Source organism: Streptomyces sp. NBC_00989 (assembly GCF_045162655.1).
In the GTDB taxonomy this organism is placed as follows: Bacteria; Actinomycetota; Actinomycetes; order Streptomycetales; family Streptomycetaceae; genus Streptomyces.
In genome coordinates this window covers 1,742,595-1,768,734 of the sequence record NZ_CP108728.1, presented here as the reverse complement: position 1 = coordinate 1,768,734, position 26,140 = coordinate 1,742,595, and the positions used below count along the sequence as shown (strand labels likewise).

Sequence of the window (26,140 nt, the reverse complement as noted above, 5' to 3'; positions counted from 1 at the left end):
GAGCGGAGGCTGCGAAGGCATGCCCCTCAGGTGCGACACCTTCGAATGGGGAACACGATCCCCGCCGCGGTTACGCGTAAACAGGAGGAATCCCGATGATCCCGTTGTCGTACGCGCAGCGCCGGCTGTGGTTCTTGACGCAGCTGGAAGGTCCGAGCGCGACGTACAACATTCCGATGGCCCTACGGCTGTCGGGCCGACTCGACCGGGATGCCCTGGAAAGCGCGCTGCGGGACGTGCTGGAGCGGCATGAGGTGCTGCGGACGGTGTTCGCGGAGACGGACGGGGAGCCGTATCAGCGGATTCTGCCGGTCGAGGAGAGCGGCTTCGCACTGACCGTCGCAGACGTGCGACCGGAGGAACTGGACACCGCGGTGGCGGAGGCGGTGCGCCACGTCTTCGACCTGAGCGTCGGCATTCCGCTGCGTGCGTGGTTGTTCGGGGTGGGCCGCGACGAGCATGTGCTGGTGCTGGTGGTGCATCACATTGCGGGTGATGGCTGGTCGATGGGTCCGTTGGCGCGGGATGTGTCGGTGGCGTATGGGGCGCGGTGTGAGGGGCGTGCGCCTGGGTGGGTGCCGTTGCCGGTGCAGTACGCGGATTACGTGTTGTGGCAGCGGGAGGTGTCCGGGTCCGAGGAGGACCCGGACAGCCTGCTGTCGCGTCAGGTGGGTTTTTGGCGTGAGGCGTTGGCGGGGGTGCCGGAGGAGTTGGCGTTGCCGTATGACCGGTTGCGTCCTGCGGTCGCGTCGCATGAGGGGCATGCGGTGGGGCTGGAGGTGCCGGCTGGGGTGCATGTGCGGTTGCGTGAGGTGGCGCGTGAGCGTGGTGTGACGGTGTTCATGGTGTTGCAGGCGGCGTTGGCGGTGACGTTGTCGCGGGTGGGTGCGGGGACGGATATCCCGATCGGTTCGGCGGTGGCGGGGCGTACGGATGAGGCGTTGGACGACCTGGTCGGGTTCTTTGTGAACACGCTGGTGGTGCGGACGGATCTGTCGGGTGATCCGACGTTCGGTGAGGTGTTGGAGCGGGTCCGGGAGGCGAGTCTGGCGGGGTTCGGGCATCAGGATGTGCCGTTCGAGCGGTTGGTGGAGGAACTCGCGCCGGCTCGGTCACTGGCCCGGCATCCGCTGTTTCAGGTGATGTTGACGCTGCAGAACAACGCCCAGGCGGTCGTCGACCTGCCGGGCGTCGACGTCGAAGGACTCGCGACTCAGCCACTGACGGGCTCGAGGAAAACGAAGTTCGACCTGGACGTCATGCTCACCGAGACCCTCGACACGGACGGCACCCCGGTCGGCCTCACCGGCCGGCTTGTCGTGGCTGCGGATGTGTTCGATGCGTCGATGGCTGAGCGGTTCGTGGAGTGGTTGGTGCGGGTGGTCGGGGTGGTGGTGGAGACGCCGGACGTCCGGGTGGGTGGGGTGGATGTGTTGGGTGTGGCTGAGCGGGAGTTGGTGGTCGAGGCGTGGAATGCGACTTCTGTGGGTGTGGGTGTGGGTGTGGTGGAGGGGTTGGTTCCTGGGCGGATTGCGCGGTGGGCGGTTGTTGATCCGGGTGCGGTGGCGGTGGTGTGTGAGGGGGTGGAGTTGTCGTATGGGGAGTTGGATGTGTGGGCCAGTCGGTTTGCGGGGTTGTTGAGGGCGCGTGGTGTGGGTGTGGAGTCGGTGGTGGGGCTGTGCTTGCCGCGGGGTGTGGAGATGGTGGCGGCGATTGTGGGTGTGTGGCGGGCGGGGGCTGCCTATGTGCCGCTGGATCCCGAGTATCCGGCGGAGCGTTTGCACTTCATGGTGGAGGACAGCGGGGCTGAGCTTGTGGTGGGCCGGGGCGGCCTGATGGGGGTCTTGTCGGCGGCCGGGATGGAAGGCGTCGATCTGGCTGATCGGGCTGTGGTCGAGGAATGGGCCGGCTTGCCGGGAGACGGCATGTCCGGGATGGAGCTGCATGCCGGGAGTTTGGCGTATGTGATTTATACGTCGGGTTCGACGGGGCGGCCGAAGGGTGTGGCGGTTACGCAGGGTGGGTTGGCGTCTTTGGTGGGTGCGTTGGGTCCGGTGTTGGGTGCGGGGCCGGGTGTGGGGGTGTTGCAGTTCGCGTCGTTCAGTTTTGATGCGTCGGTTTTGGATGTTGCGGTGACGTTGGCGTCGGGTGGGACGTTGGTGGTGGCGTCGTCGGCGGAGCGGTCGGATGGGTCGTTGTTGGCGGGGTTGGTGCGGGGGCGGGGTGTGGTGGCGGCGAGTGTGGTGCCGTCGTTGTTGGGGGTGTTGGATCCGGGTGAGTTTGCGGGTGTGTCGAGGGTTGTGGTGGGGGCGGAGCCGATCGGGGTGGGGTTGGCGGGGGTGTGGTCGGCGGGTCGGACGTTGGTGAATACGTATGGTCCGACGGAGACGACGGTGATGGTGACGGCGGGGGAGGTGGATGGGTCGGGGCCGGTGGTGTCGATGGGTGCTCCGGTTGCTCATTCGCGGGTGTATGTGCTGGATGAGGGTTTGCGGCCGGTGCCGGTGGGTGTGGTGGGGGAGTTGTATGTGGCGGGTGCGCAGGTGGCGCGGGGGTATGTGGGTCGTCCGGGGTTGACGGGTGAGCGGTTTGTGGCGTGTCCGTTCGGTGCGGTGGGTGGGCGGATGTATCGGACGGGGGACCGGGTGCGGTGGTCGGCCGGGGGCCGGTTGGTGTTCGCGGGGCGTGCGGATGAGCAGGTGAAGGTCCGTGGTTTCCGTATCGAGCCGGGTGAGGTCGAGGCTGTGCTGGCCGCGCATCCGGGGGTGGCGCAGGCTGCGGTGGTCGCCCGTGAAGACGTTCCCGGCGACAAACGCCTGGTGGCGTACATAGTTCCGGTTCCTGGTGAGGGCACGGTGCCCGAGGGGCTGGCTCGGCAGGTGCGCGCCTTCTCGGCGGAGCGGTTGCCGGCGTACATGGTGCCGTCGGCGGTCATAGTCCTGGATGCGTTGCCGTTGACGGTGAACGGCAAGCTGGACCGTAAGGCGCTTCCCGCTCCGGAATATGTGAGCGGCGGAGGCCGGGGCCCGGCGACCGTGCAGGAGGAGATCCTGTGCCAGGCGTTCGCCCAGGTTCTCGGCCTGGATGAGGTGGGGGTCGAGGACGACTTCTTCGCGCTTGGTGGGCATTCGTTGCTGGCGACGCGGCTGGTGAGTCGGGTGCGTGCGGTGCTGGGTGTCGAGGTGCCACTTCGGACGCTGTTCGAGGCGTCCACTCCGGCGGGGCTTGCGACCAGGCTCGGCCAGGCCGAAGTGGCGCGTCCGGCTCTGGTGGCGGGGGTGCGTCCGGAGCGGTTGCCGTTGGCGTACGCGCAGCGCCGGCTGTGGTTCTTGACGCAGCTGGAAGGTCCGAGCGCGATCTACAACATGCCGATCGGGGTGCGGCTGACCGGGGCGTTGGATCGGGATGCGCTTGAAGAAGCCCTGCGCGATGTTTTGGAGCGGCATGAGGTGCTGCGGACGGTGTTCGCGGTGGTGGATGGGGAGCCGTATCAGCGGATCCTGTCGGTCGAGGAGACCGGGTTCACGCTGACCGTCACCGATGTGCGCGCGGAGGAGCTTGGCGGGGTTGTGGCGGAGGTGGCGCGGTATGCCTTCGATCTGAGTGCGGAGATCCCTGTCCAGGCACGTCTGTTCTCGGTCGGTCCGGATGAGCATGTGCTGACCGTCGTGGTGCATCACATTGCGGGTGATGGCTGGTCGATGGGTCCGTTGGCGCGGGATGTGTCGGTGGCGTACGCGGCGCGGTGTGAGGGGCGTGCGCCTGGGTGGGCGCCGTTGCCGGTGCAGTACGCGGACTACGTGCTGTGGCAGCAGAGAGTGATCGGGTCCGAGGAGGATCCGGAGAGTGTGTTGTCGCGTCAGGTGGGTTTTTGGCGTGAGGCGTTGGCGGGGGTTCCGGAGGAGTTGGCGTTGCCGTATGACCGGTTGCGTCCTGCGGTCGCGTCGCATGAGGGGCATGCGGTGGGGCTGGAGGTGCCGGCTGGGGTGCATGTGCGGTTGCGTGAGGTGGCGCGTGAGCGTGGCGTGACGGTGTTCATGGTGTTGCAGGCGGCGTTGGCGGTGACGTTGTCGCGGGTGGGTGCGGGGACGGACATCCCGATCGGTTCAGCGGTCGCGGGCCGCACGGATGAGGCGTTGGACGACCTGGTCGGGTTCTTTGTGAACACGCTGGTGGTGCGGACGGATCTGTCGGGTGATCCGACGTTCGGTGAGGTGTTGGAGCGGGTCCGGGAGGCGAGTCTGGCGGGGTTCGGGCATCAGGATGTGCCGTTCGAGCGGCTGGTGGAGGAACTCGCGCCGACTCGGTCACTGGCCCGGCATCCGCTGTTTCAGGTGATGTTGACGCTGCAGAACAACGCCCAGGCGGTCGTCGACCTGCCCGGGTTGCAGGCCTCCGGAGTGCTGGCTGCGCCGGCGGAGTCCGTCAGAACGGTCACGGCCAAGTTCGATCTGGACGTCACTGCTTCCGAGGTGTTCGACGCCGAGGGCGCTCCCGCTGGTATGCGGGGTGTCGTGACCGTGGCTGCGGATGTGTTCGATGCGTCGATGGCTGAGCGGTTCGTGGAGTGGTTGGTGCGGGTGGTCGGGGTGGTGGTGGAGACGCCGGATATCCGGGTGGGTGGGGTGGATGTGTTTGGTGTGGCTGAGCGGGAGTTGGTGGTCGAGGCGTGGAATGCGACTTCTGTGGGTGTGGGTGTGGGTGTGGGTGTGGTGGAGGGGTTGGTTCCTGGGCGGATTGCGCGGTGGGCGGTTGTTGATCCGGGTGCGGTGGCGGTGGTGTGTGAGGGGGTGGAGTTGTCGTATGGGGAGTTGGATGTGTGGGCCAGTCGGTTTGCGGGGTTGTTGAGGGCGCGTGGTGTGGGTGTGGAGTCGGTGGTGGGGCTGTGCTTGCCGCGGGGTGTGGAGATGGTGGCGGCGATTGTGGGTGTGTGGCGGGCGGGGGCTGCCTATGTGCCGCTGGACCCCGAATATCCGGCGGAACGGCTGGAGTTCATGCTCACCGACAGCGGCGCCGGGATCGTGGTCGGACGCGGCGGCAAGGTGGCCGCACTGTCCGACTCGGCTGCCCACATGGTGAACCTGGACGACACGCACGTGGCACGTGAACTGGCGGCTGCGCCGGTCATCCCGCTCGAAGTCGCCCTGCATGCCGGGAGTTTGGCGTATGTGATTTATACGTCGGGTTCGACGGGGCGGCCGAAGGGTGTGGCGGTTACGCAGGGTGGGTTGGCGTCTTTGGTGGGTGCGTTGGGTCCGGTGTTGGGTGCGGGGCCGGGTGTGGGGGTGTTGCAGTTCGCGTCGTTCAGTTTTGATGCGTCGGTTTTGGATGTTGCGGTGACGTTGGCGTCGGGTGGGACGTTGGTGGTGGCGTCGTCGGCGGAGCGGTCGGATGGGTCGTTGTTGGCGGGGTTGGTGCGGGGGCGGGGTGTGGTGGCGGCGAGTGTGGTGCCGTCGTTGTTGGGGGTGTTGGATCCGGGTGAGTTTGCGGGTGTGTCGAGGGTTGTGGTGGGGGCGGAGCCGATCGGGGTGGGGTTGGCGGGGGTGTGGTCGGCGGGTCGGACGTTGGTGAATACGTATGGTCCGACGGAGACGACGGTGATGGTGACGGCGGGGGAGGTGGATGGGTCGGGGCCGGTGGTGTCGATGGGTGCTCCGGTTGCTCATTCGCGGGTGTATGTGCTGGATGAGGGTTTGCGGCCGGTGCCGGTGGGTGTGGTGGGGGAGTTGTATGTGGCGGGTGCGCAGGTGGCGCGGGGGTATGTGGGTCGTCCGGGGTTGACGGGTGAGCGGTTTGTGGCGTGTCCGTTCGGTGCGGTGGGTGGGCGGATGTATCGGACGGGGGACCGGGTGCGGTGGTCGGCCGGGGGCCGGTTGGTGTTCGCGGGGCGTGCGGATGAGCAGGTGAAGATCCGCGGTTTCCGTATCGAGCCGGGTGAGGTCCAGGCTGTGCTGGCCGCGCATCCGGGGGTGGCGCAGGCTGCGGTGATCGCCCGCGAGGACGTTCCCGGCGACAAACGCCTGGTGGCGTATGTGGTGGGGGAGGCGTCGGAGTCCGAGCTGCGGGCCTTTGCCGGTGAGCGGTTGCCGGACTACATGGTGCCGTCGGCGGTGGTGGTGCTGGATGCGTTGCCGTTGACGGTGAACGGCAAGCTGGACCGTAAGGCGCTTCCCGCTCCGGAGTATGTGAGCGGTGGAGGCCGGGGCCCGGCGACCGTGCAGGAGGAGATTCTCTGCCAGGCGTTCGCCGAGGTCCTTGGGCTGGATGAGGTGGGTGTGGAGGACGACTTCTTCGCGCTTGGTGGGCATTCGTTGCTGGCGACGCGTTTGGTGAGTCGGGTGCGTGCGGTGCTGGGTGTGGAGGTGGCGCTGCGGACGTTGTTCGAGGTGCCGACGCCGGCTGGGCTTGCGGCGCGGTTGGGTCAGGCCGAAGTGGCGCGTCCGGCTCTGGTGGCGGGGGTGCGTCCGGAGCGGGTGCCGTTGTCGTATGCGCAGCGCCGGCTGTGGTTTATCGGTCAGTTGGAAGGTCCGGGCGCGACGTACAACATTCCGATCGCGGTGCGGCTGGCCGGGGCGCTGGATCGGGATGCGCTTGAGGAGGCGCTGCGGGATGTGGTCGGGCGTCATGAGGTGCTGCGGACGGTGTTCGCGGTGGTGGATGGGGAGCCGTATCAGCGGATTCTGCCGGTCGAGGAGAGCGGCTTCGCGCTGACGGTCACGGATGTGCGCGCGGAGGAGCTCGGCGGGGTTGTGGCGGAGGCGGCGCGGTATGCCTTCGACCTGAGTGCGGAGATCCCCGTTCAAGCACGTCTGTTCAGGGTTGCTCCGGACGAGCACGTCCTGAGCCTTGTGGTGCATCACATTGCGAGTGATGGGTGGTCGTCTGCTCCGCTGGAGCGGGATCTGACGTCTGCGTATGCGGCGCGGTGTGAGGGGCGTGCGCCCGAGTGGGCGCCGTTGCCGGTCCAGTACGCGGATTACGCCTTGTGGCAGCGGGAATTGCTCGGGTCCGAGGAGGATCCGGACAGCCTGCTGTCGCGTCAGGTCGGGTTCTGGCGTGAGGCGTTGGCGGGGGTTCCGGAGGAGTTGGCGTTGCCGTATGACCGGTCGCGTCCTGCGGTCGCGTCCCATGAGGGCCATGCGGTCGGGCTGGAGGTGCCGGCCGCGGTGCATGCGCGGTTGCGTGAGGTGGCCCGTGAACATGGCGTGACGGTGTTCATGGTGTTGCAGGCGGCGTTGGCGGTGACGTTGTCGCGGGTGGGTGCGGGGACGGATATTCCGATCGGTTCGGCGGTCGCGGGCCGCACGGATGAGGCGTTGGACGACCTGGTCGGGTTCTTTGTGAACACGCTGGTGGTGCGGACGGATCTGTCGGGTGATCCGACGTTCGGTGAGGTGTTGGAGCGGGTCCGGGAGGCGAGTCTGGCGGGGTTCGGGCATCAGGATGTGCCGTTCGAGCGGTTGGTGGAGGAACTCGCGCCGGTGCGTTCCCTGGCCCGGCATCCGCTGTTTCAGGTGATGTTGACGCTGCAGAACAATGCCCGGGCGGTTGTCGACCTGCCGGGGTTGCAGGCTGCCGGAGTACCGACCGGATCTGCCGGGTCGGCGGGGGCGGCGGGGGCGGCAGGGTCGGTGACGGCCAAGTTCGATCTGGATGTCATGGCTTCTGAGGTGTTCGACGCCGGGGGTGCTCCTGCTGGTGTGCGGGGTGTCGTGATCGTGGCTGCGGATGTGTTCGATGCGTCGATGGCTGAGCGGTTCGTGGAGTGGTTGGTGCGGGTGGTCGGGGTGGTGGTGGAGACGCCGGATATCCGGGTGGGTGGGGTGGATGTGCTGGGTGCTGATGAGCGTGGGTTGGTTTTGGGTTGGGCTGGTGTGGGTGGGGATGTGGTGGATGGGTTGGTGGGTGGGGGTGCAGTGGGTGGGTTGTTGTCGGTGGTGGAGTTGTTTGAGGCGCAGGTGGTGTGTGATCCGGGTGCGGTGGCGGTGGTGTGTGGGGGGCGGTCGTTGTCGTATGGGGAGTTGAATGCGTGGGCGAATCGTTTGGCGCGGTGGTTGGTGGAGCGGGGGGCGGGGCCGGAGCGGTTTGTGGCGTTGGTGTTGCCGCGGTCGGTGGAGTTGGTGGTTGGGGTGTTGGCGGTGTTGAAGTCGGGGGCGGCGTATGTGCCGGTGGATCCGGAGTATCCGGCGGAGCGGGTGGAGTTTGTGTTGGGTGATGTGCGGCCGGTGGTGGTGTTGGGTTTGGGTGATGTTGCTGGGGTGGAGTTGGGGTTGGGGTTGGGGGAGGGGAATTTGGGGGTGGAGGTGTTGCCGGATTCTGCGGCGTATGTGATTTATACGTCGGGTTCGACGGGGCGGCCGAAGGGTGTGGTGGTGTCGCATCGGAATGTGGTGCGGTTGTTCGGGGTGACGCGGGAGTGGTTTGGGTTTGGTCCGGGTGATGTGTGGTCGTTGTTTCATTCGTATGCGTTTGATTTTTCGGTGTGGGAGTTGTGGGGTGCGTTGTTGCATGGTGGGCGGCTTGTGGTGGTGCCGTTTGAGGTGAGTCGGTCGCCGCGGGAGTTTGCGCGGTTGTTGGCGGTGGAGGGGGTGACGGTTTTGAATCAGACGCCGTCGGCTTTTTATCAGTTGATGGCTCAGGAGCGGGATGACTGGGTGGTGCGGTGTGTGGTGTTTGGTGGTGAGGCGTTGGATGTGGGTCGGTTGGAGGGTTGGTTTGCGCGGCATGGGGGTGGGGGGCCGCGGTTGGTGAATATGTATGGGATTACGGAGACGACGGTCCACGTCACGTATGCGCCGGTGGATGGTATGGCGATGGGTGGGAGTGGTCGTGGTGGTGTGATTGGTGTGGGGCTTCCGGATCTTCGGGTGTTTGTGCTGGATGAGTGGTTGCGTCCGGTGCCGGTGGGTGTGGTGGGGGAGTTGTATGTGGCGGGGGCGGGGCTTGCGCGGGGTTATCTGCATCGTGCGGGGTTGACGTCGGGGCGGTTTGTGGCGTGTCCGTTCGGTGGTGCGGGTGAGCGGATGTATCGGACCGGGGACCGTGTGCGCTGGACGGCTGAGGGCCGGCTGGCCTTCGACGGCCGTGCGGACGAGCAGGTGCAGTTGCGTGGGTTCCGGGTGGAGTTGGGTGAGGTTGAGGCGGTGTTGTCGCGTCATGACGCGGTCGTGGACGTGGCTGTCGTGGTGCGTGATGAGCGGCTGATCGCGTATGTGGTCGGGGAGGTTGCGGGGGCGGATCTGCGTAGGTTCGCGGCTGACTGGTTGCCGGAGTTCATGGTGCCGTCGGCGGTGGTGTCGTTGGATGTGCTGCCGTTGACGGTGAACGGGAAGCTGGACCGTAAGGCGTTGCCGGCTCCCGAGTTCACGGCGGGTGGTGGGCGTGGTCCGGTGACGGTGCAGGAGGAGATCCTCTGCCAGGTCTTCGCCCAGGTTCTGGGTCTGCCCGCGGTGGGTGTGGAGGACGACTTCTTCGCCCTGGGTGGGCACTCTCTGCTGGCGGTGTCGTTGGTGGAGCAGCTGCGCGGCCGGGGTGTGTCCGTGTCGGTGCGGGCGTTGTTCCAGACGCCGACGCCTGCGGGCCTGGCGGCGGCCGCTGGGCCGGCCGAGGTGGTGGTGCCGCCCAACTTGATTCCGGACGACGCGGAACGCATCACCGCGGACATGTTGCCGCTGGTTGATCTGGACGCGTCCGAGTTGGCGCACGTCGTCGCACAGATACCGGGCGGCGCGGCGAACATCGCTGATGTGTATCCTCTGGCGCCTTTGCAGGAGGGTCTGTTCTTCCATCACCTGTTGCAGGCCGATGGAGGCGGTGCGGATGCGTATGTGGTGCCTCGGGTTCTGCGCTTCGACTCGCGCGAGCGGCTGGACGCGTTCCTCGGTGCGCTTCAGCGGGTGGTGGATCGGCACGACATCTACCGCACCGCGGTCGTGTGGGAGCAGTTGCGTGAGCCGGTCCAGGTCGTGGTCCGCCGGGCCGAACTGCCGGTCATCGAAGTCGCTGTCGATCGGGAAAGCAGTGATGTCGCAGGTCAGTTGACCGCGGCGGCCGGGTCGAGGATGGATATCGGCCGTGCGCCGCTGATCGACGTCCACACCGCCACACAACCGGGTGAGGACGGTGGGTGGCTGGCGTTGTTGCGGATGCATCACCTGGTTCAGGACCACACCACGCAGGATGTCCTGCTGGAGGAGATGGGCGCGTTCCTGTCCGGGCGCGAGGACTCCCTGCCGGAGCCGCTGCCGTTCCGGAATTTCGTGGCGCAGGCCCGGCTGGGTGTGACGCGGGAGGAGCACGAGCGGTACTTCACCGATCTGCTGGGGGACGTGGAGGAGACCACCGCTCCGTACGGCCTGCTGGATGTGCATGGTGATGGCAGCGGTGTCGTGCGCTCGCACCTGGACGTCGATGAGGAGGTCGGCCGGCGGGTACGTGACGTCGCCCGGTCACTCGGCGTGAGCCCGGCCAGCGTGTTCCACCTTGCCTGGGCGAGGGTGCTGGCCACGGTCAGCGGTCGTGACGATGTCGTGTTCGGCACGGTGTTGTTCGGGCGGATGAACGCGGGTGCGGGTGCGGATCGGGTGCCGGGGTTGTTCATCAACACGCTGCCGGTCCGGGTCCGCACCGACGCCGTTGGTGTGGGCAGTGCGCTGGAGGGGGTGCGCGACCAGCTGGCGGAGTTGCTGGTGCACGAGCACGCTCCGCTGACCCTGGCGCAGCAGGCCAGCAGCATTCCGAACGGCAGCCCGCTGTTCACCTCGCTGTTCAACTACCGGCACGGCCGACGCCCACAGGCGGATGTCGGCGCGGACACCGACAGTACGACGCAGGGCATCAGCACCCTGTCCATGCATGAGGTGACGAACTACCCGGTGGCCGTGTCGGTGGACGACTTGGAGTCCCGGTTCGGACTGACCGTCGATGCGGTGGGGCCGGTCGACGGGCAGGCGGTGTGCCGGCTGCTGCACACCTGCCTCGACAGCCTCGTGACCACGCTGGAAGAGGACCCCCGGGGTCTCCTGTCGGCAGTGGACATTCTCGACGACGACGAGCACCGGAAGACGCTCGTGGACTGGAATGACACGGGGGTGGAGGGCTCGGGGTTGACGTTGCCCGAGTTGTTTGCGGCGCAGGTGGTGCGGACGCCGGATGCGGTGGCTGTGGTGGTGGGGGATGTCGAGTTGTCGTATGCGGAGTTGGATGCGCGTGCGAGTCGGTTGGCTCGGGTGTTGGTGGGTGAGGGGGTGGGTCCTGAGACGTTGGTGGGTCTGGCGTTGCCGCGTTCGGCCGAGTTGGTGGTGTCGGTGTGGGCGGTGCTGAAGGCGGGGGCGGCGTATGTGCCGATCGATGTCGACTATCCGGCGGATCGCGTCGAGTTCATGGTCGCTGATGCGGGTCTGGTGTGTGTGATCACTGCTGCGGGCACGGTGTTTCCCGAGGTTTCCGTGCCGTGCATGGTGCTGGGTGATTCTGGTTTTGAGGATCGTTTGGCGGGTGTGTCGAATGCGGATGTCGCGGATGCCGAGCGTTTGGGTTCGCTGAGTGTGGATCATCCGGCGTATGTGATTTATACGTCGGGTTCGACGGGGCGTCCGAAGGGTGTGGTGATTTCTCATCGGAGTGCGGTGGGTTATCTGCGGTGGTGTGGTGAGGAGTATGAGGGTCTGCGTGGGGTGGCGGGTCTTCATTCGTCGGTGGCGTTCGATTTGACGGTGACGTCGTTGCTGGGCCCGTTGCTGGTGGGCGGGTGTGTGCGGGTGGTGGGGTTGACCGGGAGCGCGGATGTGGTGGAGGCGTTGTCGGGCCAGTGGGGCTGCACTTTCTTGAAGGTGACGCCAAGTCATCTGGGTTTGCTGGGTGATCTGGCGCGGGGTCGTGCGTTGTCGGGTGATGTGGTGGTGGGTGGTGAGGCGCTTTCTGGTGAGATGGTGCGGCGTTGGCGTGGGGTGAATCCTGACGCGAGGGTGGTGAATGAATACGGGCCGACCGAAGCGACGGTCGGGTGTGTCACGTATTCCATTTGTCCCGGGGATGATTTTTCCGCTGCCGGGGTTCCGATCGGTGTGCCGATTGCGAATACGCGGGTGTATGTGCTGGATGAAGGTTTGCGTCCGGTGCCGGTGGGTGTGGCGGGGGAGTTGTATGTGGCGGGTGCGGGTCTGGCGCGCGGGTATGTGCGGCGCCCGGGGCTGACGTCGGAGCGGTTTGTGGCGTGTCCGTTCGGTGCGGTGGGTGGGCGGATGTATCGGACGGGGGATGTGGTGCGGTGGTCGGCCGGGGGCCGGCTGGAGTATCTGGGGCGTGCGGATGAGCAGGTGAAGGTCCGTGGGTTCCGTATCGAGCCGGGTGAGGTCGAGGCCGTGCTGGCCGCGCATCCGGGGGTGGGGCAGGCTGCGGTGGTCGCTCGTGAGGACGTGCCCGGGGACAAACGCCTTGTGGCCTACGTCGTGGGGGATGCGGTCCCGGCCGAGCTGCGTGAGTACGTGGGTGAGCGGTTGCCGCAGTTCATGGTGCCGTCGGCGGTCATAGTCCTGGATGCGTTGCCGCTGACGGTGAACGGCAAGCTGGACCGTAGGGCGCTTCCCGCTCCGGAGTATGTGAGCGGTGGAGGCCGGGGCCCGGCGACCGTGCAGGAGGAGATTCTCTGCCAGGCGTTCGCCCAGGTCCTCGGCCTTGATGAGGTGGGTGTCGAGGACGACTTCTTCGCGCTTGGTGGGCATTCGTTGCTGGCGACGCGTTTGGTGAGTCGGGTGCGTGCGGTGCTGGGTGTGGAGGTGGCGCTGAGGACGTTGTTCGAGGTGCCGACGCCGGCCGGGCTTGCGACCAGGCTCGGCCAGGCCGAAGTGGCGCGTCCGGCTCTGGTGGCGGGGGTGCGTCCGCAGCGGGTGCCGTTGTCGTACGCGCAGCGCCGACTGTGGTTCTTGACGCAGCTGGAGGGTCCGAGTTCCACCTACAACCAGCCTGTGGTCCTGCGGCTGACCGGGGCCCTGAACCGGCAAGCGCTGGAAGACGCGCTACGGGATGTGGTCGGGCGTCATGAGGTGCTGCGGACGGTGTTCGCAGTCGCCGATGGGGAGCCGTACCAGCAGATCCTGTCCGTCGAGGAGACCGGCTTCGCGCTGACCGTCACCGATGTGGAAACAGAGAACCTCGATGAGGTGGTTACGGAGGCGGCAGGCTATGCCTTCGATCTGAGTTCCGAGATTCCGTTGCGGGCGTGGTTGTTCGCCACAGGGCCTGATGAGCATGTGCTGACAGTCGTGGTGCATCACATTGCCAGTGACGGGTGGTCGTCTGCTCCGCTGGAGCGTGACCTGACGTCTGCTTATGCGGCGCGGTGTGAGGAGCGGGCCCCCGAGTGGGCGGCGTTGCCGGTCCAGTACGCCGACTATGCGTTGTGGCAGCGGGAATTGCTCGGGTCCGAGGAGGGCCCGGAGAGTGTGATGTCGCGTCAGGTCGGGTTCTGGTGTGAGGCGTTGGCGGGGGTGCCGGAGGAGTTGGCGTTGCCGTATGACCGGTTGCGTCCTGCGGTCGCCTCGCATGAGGGCCATGCGGTGGGGGTGCAGGTGCCGGCTGGGGTGCATGTGCGGTTGCGTGAGGTGGCGCGTGAGCGTGGTGTGACGGTGTTCATGGTGTTGCAGGCGGCGTTGGCGGTGACGTTGTCGCGGTTGGGTGCGGGGACGGACATCCCGATCGGTTCGGCGGTCGCGGGCCGTACGGATGAGGCGTTGGACGAGTTGGTGGGCTGCTTCGTCAACACGCTGGTGATCCGTACGGATCTGTCGGGGGATCCGACGTTCGCTCAGGTGCTGGAGCGGGTCCGGGAGACGAGTCTTGCCGGGTTCGGGCATCAGGATGTGCCGTTCGAGCGGCTGGTGGAGGAGTTGGCGCCGGTGCGTTCGGCGGCGCGGCATCCGTTGTTCCAGGTCATTTTGACGATGCAGGACACGGTGTCGGTGGCGGGTGTGGGCGGGACGGCTGCGCAGGTGCCGGGTCTGCGGGGCAGTGCGTTGCCGTTGGGCCGGGTGGGTGCGAAGTTCGATCTGTCGGTGCTGGTGGGTGAGCGGTTCGATCGGGGCGGTGCTCCGGCGGGCATCGGCGGGGTGGTGACAGCGGCGGCTGATCTGTTCGACCCGGACACCGTCAGCCGCATGGCCGAAGCGCTGAACCTGCTGCTTGCTCAGGTCGTAGAGGAGCCCTCCACACGACTGAGCGCTCTGGAAGTCGTTGACGAGGCTGAGCGTCGGCGGGTGGTGGTGGAGTGGAACGACACGGTGGTGGATTTGCCGTGGATGTCGGTGTTGGGGTTGTTCGAGGGGCAGGTGGTGCGGTCGCCGGATGCGGTGGCGGTCGTGCAGGGGGATGAGTCGGTGTCGTTCGCGGAACTGGACGGACGGGCGAGCCGGCTGGCGCATTATCTGCGGGCGCAGGGTGTGGGTGCGGAGTCGGTGGTGGGTCTGTGTCTGCCGCGGGGCGTGGAGATGCTCGCGGGGATGCTGGCGGTGTGGAAGGCGGGGGCGGCGTATGTGCCGGTGGATGTGGGTCAGCCGGCGGAGCGGGTGGCGTTCGTCCTGCGTGACAGTGGTGCGGTGCTGACGTTGACGACGGAGGAGATCCTGGAGGATCTTCCGGCGGGACGTCATCGTCTGGTCGCCGTCGATGACACGCTCACGGCGATGCAGTTGGCCGCCTTCCCGGAGACTGCACCGGGGGTGGAGATTCTGCCGGAGCAGGTGGCGTATGTGGTCTACACGTCGGGTTCGACGGGGCGCGCGAAGGGCGTCGCGGTCACCCACGCAGGATTGGCCAATTACGTCACCTCGGTGCCCGAGCGGGTGGGCTTCGGCATCGGGGGCCGGTATGCGGTGGTGCAGGGTCAGGCGACCGACCTGGCGAACACGACCGTCTTCGCGAGCCTGACCGGTGGGGGTGAACTGCACTTCATCGATGAGGAGTCGGTGACCGATCCGGTCGCGGTGGCGGCCTACCTCACGGAGCAGGGGATCGATTGTCTGAAGGCGGTGCCGTCGCACGTGGCGGCGTTGGGTGCGGCGTCGGTGGCCTCGGTGCGCTCTCTGGTCCTGGGTGGTGAGGCGGCCTCCGCCGAGTTGGTGGGTGAGTTGCTGGGGGCGGCTGCCGCTGAGCGCATGGTGTTCAACCATTACGGGCCGACGGAGACCACGGTCGGTGTGGCTACCACGCGGCTGACTGTGCGGGATGTGGCGTCCGGGGTGATCCCGGTGGGTTCTCCGGTGGCCAACACGCAGACCTACGTCCTGGACAGGGACCTGAAGCCAGTTCCGGTGGGTGTGGTGGGTGAGTTGTATGTGGCCGGTGCGCAGGTGGCGCGTGGGTATGTCGGCCGGTCCGGGCTGACGGCGGAGCGGTTCGTTGCGTGTCCCTTCGGTACATCCGGTGAGCGGATGTATCGCACGGGGGACCGGGTGCGTTGGACGGTCGATGGGCGGCTGGTGTTCGCCGGGCGTGCGGATGAGCAGGTGAAGATCCGCGGCTTCCGGGTCGAGCCCGGCGAGGTCCAGGCCGTCGTAGCCGCGCACCCGCTGGTCACCCACGCTGCAGTCGTCGCCCGCGAGGACACCCCGGGCGATGTCCGACTCGTCGCCTACGTCGTCACCGGCGAGGCCGACGACACGGACGCTGCTGAACTCACCACAACGGTGAAGGAGTTCGTGGCCGCCCGTCTGCCGGAGTACATGGTCCCCGCAGCCGTGGTGGTCCTCGATGCCTTGCCGCTGACCGGTAACGGGAAACTGGACCGCAAGGCGCTGCCGGCTCCTGACTACGGTGCTGCGGCGACGGCGGACACGGGGCGTCCGCCGGCAACCGTGCAGGAGGAGATCCTGTGCCAGGCCTTCGCCCAGGTCCTGGGCCTGCCCGCGGTCGGTGTCGATGACGACTTCTTCTCGCTGGGTGGGCACTCGCTGCTGGCGGTGTCGCTGGTGGAGCAGCTCCGCGGCCGGGGTGTGTCCGTTTCGGTGCGCGCGCTGTTCCAGACGCCGACACCCGCGGGCCTGGCCGTGGTGGCGGCTCCGGATGCGGTCGTGGTTCCGGAGAACCGGATTCCGGAGGGTGCTGAGCGCATCACCCCGGACATGCTCCCGCTCGTCGAGCTGTCCGAAGCGGAGGTCGAGCGGATCGTCGCATCGATCCAGGGCGGCGCGGCCAACATCGCCGACGTGTACCCCCTGGCGCCGCTGCAGGAGGGCCTGTTCTTCCATCACCTGTTGCAGACGGACGGTGGCACGGACGTGTACGCGGCCCCGAGGGTCATGGAGTTCGACTCACGGGATCGTCTGGACACCTTCCTCTGCGCTCTCCAGCGGGTGGTGGACCGGCATGACATCTACCGCACGGCGATCGTGTGGGAGCAACTCCGTGAGCCGGTGCAGGTCGTGGTCCGAACGGCCGCACTGCCCGTCCACGAGATCTCTGTCGACCTGCAAGGCCCCGATGTCGTAAAGCAGTTGATCGAGGCCGCCGGATCGAGCATGGACATCCGTCGCGCGCCGCTGATCGACGTGCACACCACCCCACAGCCCGGCCAGGACGGTGGTTGGCTGGCGTTGCTGCGGATGCATCACCTGGTCCAGGACCACACCGGCCAGGACGTGCTGCTCGATGAGATGCGAGCGTTCCTGTCGGGGCAGGAGGGTTCCCTGGCCGAGCCGGTGCCGTTCCGGAACTTCGTCGCGCAGGCCCGACTCGGTGTGACGCGGGAGGAGCACGAGCGGTACTTCGCGGGCCTGTTGGGGGATGTGGAGGAGACCACCGCTCCGTACGGTCTGCTGGACGTGCACGGTGACGGCACCGATGTCGTGCGTTCCCGGATGGACGTCGACGACGAGGTGGGCCGACGAATACGCGACGTCGCCCGCTCACTCGGTGCGAGCCCGGCCACCGTGTTCCACCTGGCCTGGGCGCGGGTGCTGGCCGCGATCAGCGGCCGCGACGACGTCGTGTTCGGCACGGTGCTGTTCGGGCGCATGAACGCCGGAGCTGGCGCGGACCGGGTGCCGGGGTTGTTCATCAACACCCTGCCCGTCCGCGTCCGTGTCGACGGGGTCAGTGTGGGCACGGCGCTGGAGGGCGTACGCGACCAGCTGGCGGAGCTGCTGGTGCACGAGCACGCGCCGCTGAGGCTGGCGCAGCAGGCCAGTGGCGTCCCGAACGGCAGCCCGCTGTTCGCCTCACTGTTCAACTATCGGCATGGCAGGCGCCCGAAGGCGGAGCCCGGTCCGAGCGCCGCGACCTCGTCCAAGGGCATCAGCACCGTGTACGCCCGGACCGCCACCAACTATCCGGTGGCCGTGTCGGTGGACGACCTGGAGTCCGGGTTCTGGCTGAACGTGGACGCGGTGGGCCCGGTCGACGGGCAGGCGGTGTGCCGGCTGCTGCACACCTGCCTGGACAGCGTGGTGACTGCTCTGGAGCACGACCCGGACAGCTCGTTGTCGTCGATGGAGATCCTGGACGCGGTGGAGAAGGACCGACTGCTGACGGACTGGAACGACACGGTGGTGGGGGGCGCCGCGTCGATGGCGCCCACCCTGTTCGAGGCTCAGGTGCGTCGTACCGGGAGCGCCGTGGCCGTGGTTCAAGACGGGGTGGAGGTGTCGTTCGCGGAGCTGGAGGCACGGGCGAACCGGCTGGCGCGCTATCTGCGCGCTCACGGCGTGGGCACGGAGTCCGTGGTGGGACTGTGCCTGCCACGCGGGGTCCAGACGATCGCGGCGATCCTGGGTGTGTGGAAGGCGGGGGCGGCCTACGTGCCGGTCGATTCGACGATGCCCGCCGAACGCATCGCGTACGTGCTGGCGGACAGTGGTGCGGTGCTGACCCTCACCACGGGCGAGCTCCTCGAGTCACTGCCGGCGAGCGGACATCGGCTGATCGCGGTGGACGCACCCGAGTCGACACAGCCGTCGACCGAACCGGAACCGTCGGTGGGACCGGAACCGTCGGTGGGACCGGAACCGTCGGTGGAGCCCGCAGCGCCGTTGCCGGGCCAGATCGCGTACGTGATCTACACGTCGGGTTCGACGGGGCGGCCCAAGGGCGTGGCGGTCACGCACGGCGGACTGGCGAACTATGTGACCACGGTGCCCGGGCGGATCGGCCTCGACCGGCCCGGCCGCTACGCGGTGGTGCAGGCCCAGACGACCGACTCGGGGAACACGCTGGTGTTCGCCAGTCTGGTCACCGGTGGTGAGCTGCACATCCTGGACGAGGACACGGTGACCGATGCGGTGGCCGTGAGCCGGTATCTGACGGAACACCGCATCGACTACCTCAAGGCCGTGCCCTCGCACCTCGCGGCGCTGACGGCCGGGCCCGAGGGTACCGCCGGGGTGCTGCCGGCCAAGGCACTGGTGCTGGGCGGTGAAGAGGCACCGCGGAAACTGGTGGCCGGCTTGCTTGCGGCGGCCGGTGAGCACGGGGTGTTCAACCATTACGGTCCGACGGAGACGACCATCGCCGTGGCGACGGCTCGGCTGTCTGCGGAGTCGATCGGCTCGGGTGCGGTGCCGGTGGGCAGGCCCGTGGCCAACACGCGGCTGTACGCGCTGGACGCCCGACTGAAGCCGGTGCCGGTGGGCGTCGCGGGCGAGCTGTACGTCGCCGGTGCACAGGTGGCGCGTGGCTATGTGGGCCGGCCCGACCTGACCGGTGAGCGGTTCGTGGCCTGCCCGTACGGTGGTTCGGGCGAGCGGATGTATCGGACCGGGGACCTGGTGCGCTGGACCGGGGACGGCCAGTTGGTGTTCGCCGGACGAGTCGACGAGCAGGTGAAGATCCGCGGGTTCCGTGTCGAGCCGGGCGAGATCGAGGCGGTGCTGGCCGCGCACCCGCAGGTGGCGCAGGCAGCGGTGATCGCAAGGCAGGACGCACTCGGCGACAGGCGCCTGGTCGCCTACGTGGTCCCGGCCCCCAACGGCGGCACCACCGACGCCACCGCCGATGCCACGGCGGGGGCGGCCCTGCCGAACGCACTGCCCGATGCCCTGCGCGCGTGGGCGACAGGTCGGCTCCCCGGCCACATGGTGCCCTCGGCCGTGGTGGCTTTGGACGCGCTGCCGCTGACGGTGAACGGGAAGCTCGACCGTGCGGCACTGCCCGTCCCCGAATACGCGGAGAGGCGGGGACGCGGCCCGGCCACGCCACAGGAGGAGATCCTCTGCCGGGCGTTCGCCCGTGTGCTCGGCCTGGACCAGGTCGGAGTCGACGACGACTTCTTCGCCCTCGGCGGACATTCGCTGCTGGCGACCAGGCTGAGCAGCGAGATCAGAGAGGAAACGGGGGCGGAACTGCCGATCCGGTCGGTCTTCGGCACCCCGACGCCGGCCGCGCTCGCGGTCTGGCTCGCACAGCAAAGTGACAGTCGTCGGAAAGCTAGGCCCGCGCTGCGGCCGATGCGCAGCCAGGAGGAGTCCTGATGATCCCGCTCTCGTTCGCCCAGCGTCGTTTGTGGTTCCTGGCACAGCTGGCAGGGCCGAGCACGACGTACACGAACCCCACGGTGCTGCGCTTCTCCGAGGCGCTCGACCGGGAAGCGCTGGAAGCGGCGCTACGGGATGTGCTGGAACGGCACGAGGTGCTGCGGACGGTGTTCCCGGCGCCCGACGGCGAGCCGTACCAGCGCATCCTGCCGGTCGATGAGACCGGGTTCGAGCTGGTCGTCGCGGATGTGGCTCCGAAGCAGCTGACGGAGACCGTCCACCGCGCGGTGCGGCACACCTTCGACCTGGCCACGGAGATCCCGCTGCGGGCCAGCCTGTTCGCAGCGGGCCAGGACGAGCACGTTCTCGTCCTGTTGGTGCATCACATCGCTTGGGACGCCTGGTCGGCCGGCCCGCTTGCGCGGGACCTGTCGGTGGCGTACACGGCGCGACGCGCGGGCCGGGCGCCCGAGTGGGAGCCCCTGCCGGTGCAGTACGCCGACTACACCATGTGGCAGAGGGAGCTGCTCGGCGACGAGGACGACCCGGAGAGCGTGCTGTCGCAGCAGGTCGAGTACTGGCGTGAGGCCCTGACAGGAGTCCCCGAGGAACTGTCGCTGCCGACCGACCGGCCGCGGCCGGTAGTCCCGACCTGCCGCGGTCACCAAGCTGAGCTGGAGATCCCGGCCGCGGTGCACGAGCGGCTCGTCACCATGGCACGTGAACGAGGTATGAGCCTCTTCATGGTGCTCCAGGCAGCACTCGCGGTGACGCTGTCCCGCCTCGGTGCCGGCACGGACATCCCGATCGGTTCAGCCATCGCCGGACGCACCGACAAGGCCCTGCACGACCTGGTCGGCTTCTTCGTCAACACGCTGGTCATCCGGACCGACCTCTCCGGCGATCCGACTTTCGCCGAGGTGCTGGAGCGGGTCCGGGAGGCGAGTTTCGGCGCGTACGAGCACCAGGACGTCCCCTTCGAGCGGCTCGTGGAGGAACTGGCACCGGCCCGCTCCCTCGCGCGGCACCCCCTGTTCCAGGTCATGCTGACGCTGCAGAACGCCGGGCCGGCGAAGCTGGACCTGCCCGGTCTCAAGGTGTCCCGCATGACCGGGGGAACGTCCGCGGCGAAGTTCGACCTCGAGGTCACCGCTGCCGAGATGTTCGGCGCCGGGGGTGCGCCGGCCGGTGTGCGTGGCGTGGTGACGGTGGCGGCCGACGTCTTCGACGAGAAGGCGGCCGACCAGATCGCGCGCCGCTGGGTCCGCGTGCTCTCGGCGGCGGTCTCGGATCCGTCGATGCGGATGAGCTCGGTCGAGATCCTCGATGCCGACGAGCGCCGGAGAATACTGGTGGATTGGAATGACACGGGGGTTGGGGTTGCCGGGGCTGGGTCGTCGTTGGCGGAGTTGTTTGCGGTTCGGGTCGCGTCTGATCCGGGTGCGGTGGCGGTGGTGTGTGAGGGGGTGGAGTTGTCGTATGGGGAGTTGGATGTGCGGGCCAATCGGTTGGCGCATTGCTTGAGGGATCAGGGTGTGGGTGTTGAGTCGGTGGTGGGGGTGTGTTTGGAGCGTGGTGTGGATTTGGTGGTGGGGTTGCTTGCGGTGTTGAAGGCGGGGGGCGCGTATGTGCCGGTGGATCCGGAGTTTCCGGTGGAGCGGGTCGCCGGGATGTTGGCGGATGCGGGTGCGGTGTGTGTGGTGACGTCGGGTGGGTGTGAGGGGCGGTTGCCGGAGGGCGTGGCACGGGTGGTGGTGGACGATCCGGCGGTGGTGGCTGAGGTGGCGGGACGGCCCGGTGGGGCGCCGGACGTGGTGGTGGAGCCGGGGCATCCGGCGTATGTGATGTTCACGTCGGGGTCGACGGGGCGTCCGAAGGGTGTGGCGGTTTCTCACGGCGGGATTGTGAACCGGTTGGGGTGGATGCAGTCGCGGTATGGGATGTCGTCGGGTGACCGGGTTTTGCAGAAGACGCCGTTCGGTTTCGATGTGTCGGTGTGGGAGTTTTTCTGGCCGTTGCTGAATGGCGCGGTGTTGGTTCTCGCGCGGCCTGGGGGGCATCGGGATCCGGTGTATGTGGCGGATCTGATCCGGCAGGAGCGGGTGACGACGGTGCATTTCGTGCCGTCGATGCTGGAGGCTTTTCTGGCGGAGCCGTCGGCGGCGGGTTGTGTGGGTCTGCGTCGGGTGATCTGTTCGGGTGAGGCGCTGTCGGTGACTGCGCAGAACAGTTTCTTCGAGGTGTTCGACGGTGTGGAGCTGCACAACTTGTACGGGCCGACAGAGGCGTCGGTGGATGTGACGTCCTGGCAGTGTGCGCCGGGAGATGCGGGTGCGTCGGTGCCGATTGGCGCCCCGATCGCGAACACTCAGGTGTACGTCCTGGATGGTGGGCTGCGTCCGGTGCCGGTGGGTGTGGCGGGTGAGCTGTATCTGGCGGGCGTGCAGTTGGCGCGCGGGTATGTGGGTCGTCCGGGGTTGACGGGTGAGAGGTTCGTCGCCTGTCCGTTCGGTTCGGTGGGTGAGCGGATGTATCGGACGGGGGATGTGGTGCGGTGGTCGGCCGGGGGCCGGCTGGAGTATCTGGGGCGTGCGGATGAGCAGGTGAAGGTCCGTGGTTTCCGTATCGAGCCGGGTGAGGTCGAAGCGGTCCTGGCCGCACATCCGCAGGTCACACAGGCGACGGTGATCGCTCGCGAGGACGTCCCGGGGGACAAGCGTCTGGTGGCGTATGTGGTGGGGGAGGTGGTGGAGTCCGAGCTGCGTGAGTTTGTGGGTGAGCGGTTGCCGCAGTTCATGGTGCCGTCGGCGGTGGTGGTGCTGGATGCGTTGCCGTTGACGGTGAACGGCAAGCTGGACCGTAAGGCGCTTCCTGCTCCGGAGTATGTGAGTGGCGGGGGTCGTGGTCCGGCGACCGTCCAGGAGGAGATTCTCTGCCAGGCGTTCGCCCAGATACTCGGCCTGGACGAGGTGGGGGTCGAGGACGACTTCTTCGCGCTTGGTGGGCATTCGTTGCTGGCGACGCGTTTGGTGAGTCGGGTGCGTGCGGTGCTGGGTGTCGAGGTGCCACTTCGGACGTTGTTCGAGGTGCCGACGCCTGCGGGGCTTGCGACCAGGCTCGGTCAGGCCGAAGTGGCGCGTCCGGCTCTGGTGGCGGGGGTGCGTCCGGAGCGGGTGCCGTTGTCGTATGCGCAGCGACGGCTGTGGTTTATCGGTCAGTTGGAAGGTCCGGGCGCGACGTACAACATCCCGGTCGGGGTGCGGCTGTCGGGTGAGCTGGACCGAGAGGCGTTGGACCAGGCGCTGCGGGACGTGCTGGAGCGGCATGAGGTGCTGCGGACGGTGTTCGCGGTGGTGGATGGGGAGCCGTATCAGCGGATTCTGTCGGTCGAGGAGACCGGTTTTGCGCTGACCGTTACTGATGTCGCTGCGGAGGAGCTCGGCGGGGTCGTGGCGGAGGCGGCGCGGTATGCCTTCGACCTGAGTGCGGAGATCCCTGTCCAGGCACGTCTGTTCAGGGTTGCTCCGGACGAGCATGTCCTGAGCCTTGTGGTGCATCACATTGCGGGTGATGGCTGGTCGATGGGTCCGTTGGCGCGGGATGTGTCGGTGGCGTATGGGGCGCGGTGTGAGGGGCGTGCGCCTGGGTGGGTGCCGTTGCCGGTGCAGTACGCGGATTACGTGCTGTGGCAGCGGGAGGTGTTCGGGTCCGAGGAGGACCCGGACAGCCTGCTGTCGCGTCAGGTGGAGTTCTGGCGTGAGGCGTTGGCGGGGGCTCCGGAGGAGCTGGCGTTGCCGTATGACCGGTCGCGTCCAGCTGTGGCATCACACCGCGGTGGCAAGGTGCGCTTCGTGCTGCCGGCCGAAGTGCATGAGGGCCTCACAAGACTGGCACGTGAGTCTGGCGCGAGTCTGTTCATGGTCGTGCAGGCGGCGTACGCGGCATTGCTCACGCGACTGGGTGCGGGGACCGACGTGCCGATCGGTTCCCCGATCGCCGGACGGACGGACCAGTCGCTGGACGATCTGGTCGGCATGTTCGTCAACATGATGGTCCTGCGTACCGACACGTCTGGGAATCCCTCCTTCCGCGAACTCGTCGCGCGGGTCAAGGAGAGCGACCTGGCCGCGTACGCGCATCAGGACGTGCCCTTCGAACGGCTGGTGGAGGACCTCAACCCGACGCGCTCCATGGCGCGGCATCCGCTGTTCCAGGTCGTGCTGAGCTTCCAGAACAACCGTGAGGCCAAGCTCGAAATGGCTGGACTGAGCGGTTCCCTTGAACACACGCAGTCCACCACGGCCAAGTATGACCTCGCGCTCTACATGGAGGAGCGCGAAGAAGGCATTGCTGGGGCGCTGGAATATGCCCTCGATGTTTTTGATGCGGGGACGGCTGAGCGTTTGGTGGGTTGGTTCGGGCGTTTGCTGGAGGGTTTGGTGGCTGATCCTGATGTGCGGGTGGGGGGTGTGGAGTTTCTTGATGAGGGTGAGCGTGGGTTGGTTTTGGGTTGGGCTGGTGTGGGTGGGGATGTGGTGGATGGGTTGGTGGGTGGGGATGGGTTGGTTGATGGGTTGTCGGTGGTGGAGTTGTTTGAGGCGCAGGTGGTGTGTGATCCGGGTGCGGTGGCGGTGGTGTGTGGGGGGCGGTCGTTGTCGTATGGGGAGTTGAATGCGTGGGCGAATAGGTTGGCGCGGTGGTTGGTGGAGCGGGGGGCGGGGCCGGAGCGGTTTGTGGCGTTGGTGTTGCCGCGGTCGGTGGAGTTGGTGGTTGGGGTGTTGGCGGTGTTGAAGTCGGGGGCGGCGTATGTGCCGGTGGATCCGGAGTATCCGGCGGAGCGGGTGGAGTTTGTGTTGGGTGATGTGCGGCCGGTGGTGGTGTTGGGTGCGGATGATGTTGCTGGGTTGGAGTTGGAGTTGGAGTTGGAGTTGGAGTTGGGGTTGGGGTTGGGGGAGGGGAATTTGGGGGTGGAGGTGTTGCCGGATTCTGCGGCGTATGTGATTTATACGTCGGGTTCGACGGGGCGGCCGAAGGGTGTGGTGGTGTCGCATCGGAATGTGGTGCGGTTGTTCGGGGTGACGCGGGAGTGGTTTGGGTTTGGTCCGGGTGATGTGTGGTCGTTGTTTCATTCGTATGCGTTTGATTTTTCGGTGTGGGAGTTGTGGGGTGCGTTGTTGCATGGTGGGCGGCTTGTGGTGGTGCCGTTTGAGGTGAGTCGGTCGCCGCGGGAGTTTGCGCGGTTGTTGGCGGTGGAGGGGGTGACGGTTTTGAATCAGACGCCGTCGGCGTTTTATCAGTTGATGGCTCAGGAGCGGGATGACTGGGTGGTGCGGTGTGTGGTGTTTGGTGGTGAGGCGTTGGATGTGGGTCGGTTGGAGGGGTGGTTTGCGCGGCATGGGGGTGGGGGGCCGCGGTTGGTGAATATGTATGGGATTACGGAGACGACGGTGCATGTCACGTATGCGCCGTTGGATCCGGCGGGTGTTGGTGGTGGTGTGATTGGTGTGGGGCTTCCGGATCTTCGGGTGTTTGTGCTGGATGAGTGGTTGCGTCCGGTGCCGGTGGGTGTGGTGGGGGAGTTGTATGTGGCGGGGGCGGGGCTTGCGCGGGGTTATCTGCATCGTGCGGGGTTGACGTCGGGGCGGTTTGTGGCGTGTCCGTTCGGTGGTGCGGGTGAGCGGATGTATCGGACCGGGGACCGTGTGCGCTGGACGGCTGAGGGCCGGCTGGCCTTCGAGGGCCGTGCGGATGAGCAGGTGCAGTTGCGTGGGTTCCGGGTGGAGTTGGGTGAGGTTGAGGCGGTGTTGTCGCGTCATGACGCGGTCGTGGACGTGGCGGTGGTGGTGCGTGATGAGCGGCTGATCGCGTATGTGGTGGGTGACGTGGAGGGGGCACTGCTGCGGGCGTTCGTGGCTGACTGGTTGCCGGAGCACATGGTGCCCTCGGCCGTCATGACGCTGGAGGCGTTGCCGTTGACGGTGAACGGCAAGCTGGACCGCAAGGCGTTACCCGCCCCGGAGTTCACGGCGGGTGTGGGGCGTGGTCCGGCGACAGTGCAGGAGGAGATCCTCTGCCAGGCGTTCGCCCAGGTTCTGGGTCTGCCCGCGGTGGGTGTGGACGACGACTTCTTCGCCCTGGGCGGGCATTCACTGCTGGCGGTGTCGCTGGTCGAGCAGCTGCGCGGCCGGGGCGTGTCCGTCTCCGTCCGCGCGCTGTTCCAGACACCCACCCCCGCAGGGCTGGCCGCGGTGGCGGCTCCGGACGCTGTCGTGGTCCCGGAGAACCGGATTCCGCAGGGTGCCGAGCGCATCACTCCGGACATGTTGCCGCTGGTTGATCTGGACGCGTCCGAGTTGGCGCACGTCATCGGGCAGATACCGGGCGGTGCGGCGAACATCGCTGATGTGTATCCTCTGGCGCCTTTGCAGGAGGGTCTGTTCTTCCATCACCTGTTGCAGGCGGATGGAGGCGGTGCGGATGCGTATGTGGTGCCTCGGGTTCTGCGGTTCGACTCGCGTGAGCGGCTGGATGCGTTCCTGGACGCGCTTCAGAGGGTGGTGGATCGGCATGACATCTACCGCACGGCGGTCGTGTGGGAGCAGTTGCGTGAGCCGGTCCAGGTTGTGGTCCGCCGGGCCGACCTGCCGGTCATCGAAGTCGCTGTCGATCGGGAAAGCAGT

Annotated in this window: 2 protein-coding genes (1 of these 2 running past the window's edge); both read left to right on the top strand. The window is 67.3% G+C overall.

All coding sequences use genetic code 11. The annotated features are described in order from the left end of the window. Window positions 1-95 precede the first annotated feature (95 nt). Window positions 96-19,457, top strand: a complete 19,362-nt coding sequence (locus OG714_RS07725) for a non-ribosomal peptide synthase/polyketide synthase (protein ID WP_406119506.1) — start codon at window positions 96-98, stop codon at window positions 19,455-19,457. Beyond that, window positions 19,457-26,140 carry the 5' portion of a non-ribosomal peptide synthase/polyketide synthase gene (locus OG714_RS07720; RefSeq protein WP_406119505.1) on the top strand. Its footprint extends 16,413 nt past the window's final position, so 6,684 of the gene's 23,097 nt are visible here — the first part of the coding sequence; it begins with the start codon at window positions 19,457-19,459; its stop codon lies off the right edge, out of view. Before OG714_RS07725 ends, OG714_RS07720 begins: the two co-directional genes overlap by 1 nt.

Excerpts from the sequence above, each read along its gene's own strand:
- OG714_RS07725 (WP_406119506.1), top strand. The coding sequence starts at position 96 with ATGATCCCGTTGTCGTACGCGCAGCGCCGGCTGTGGTTCTTGACGCAG.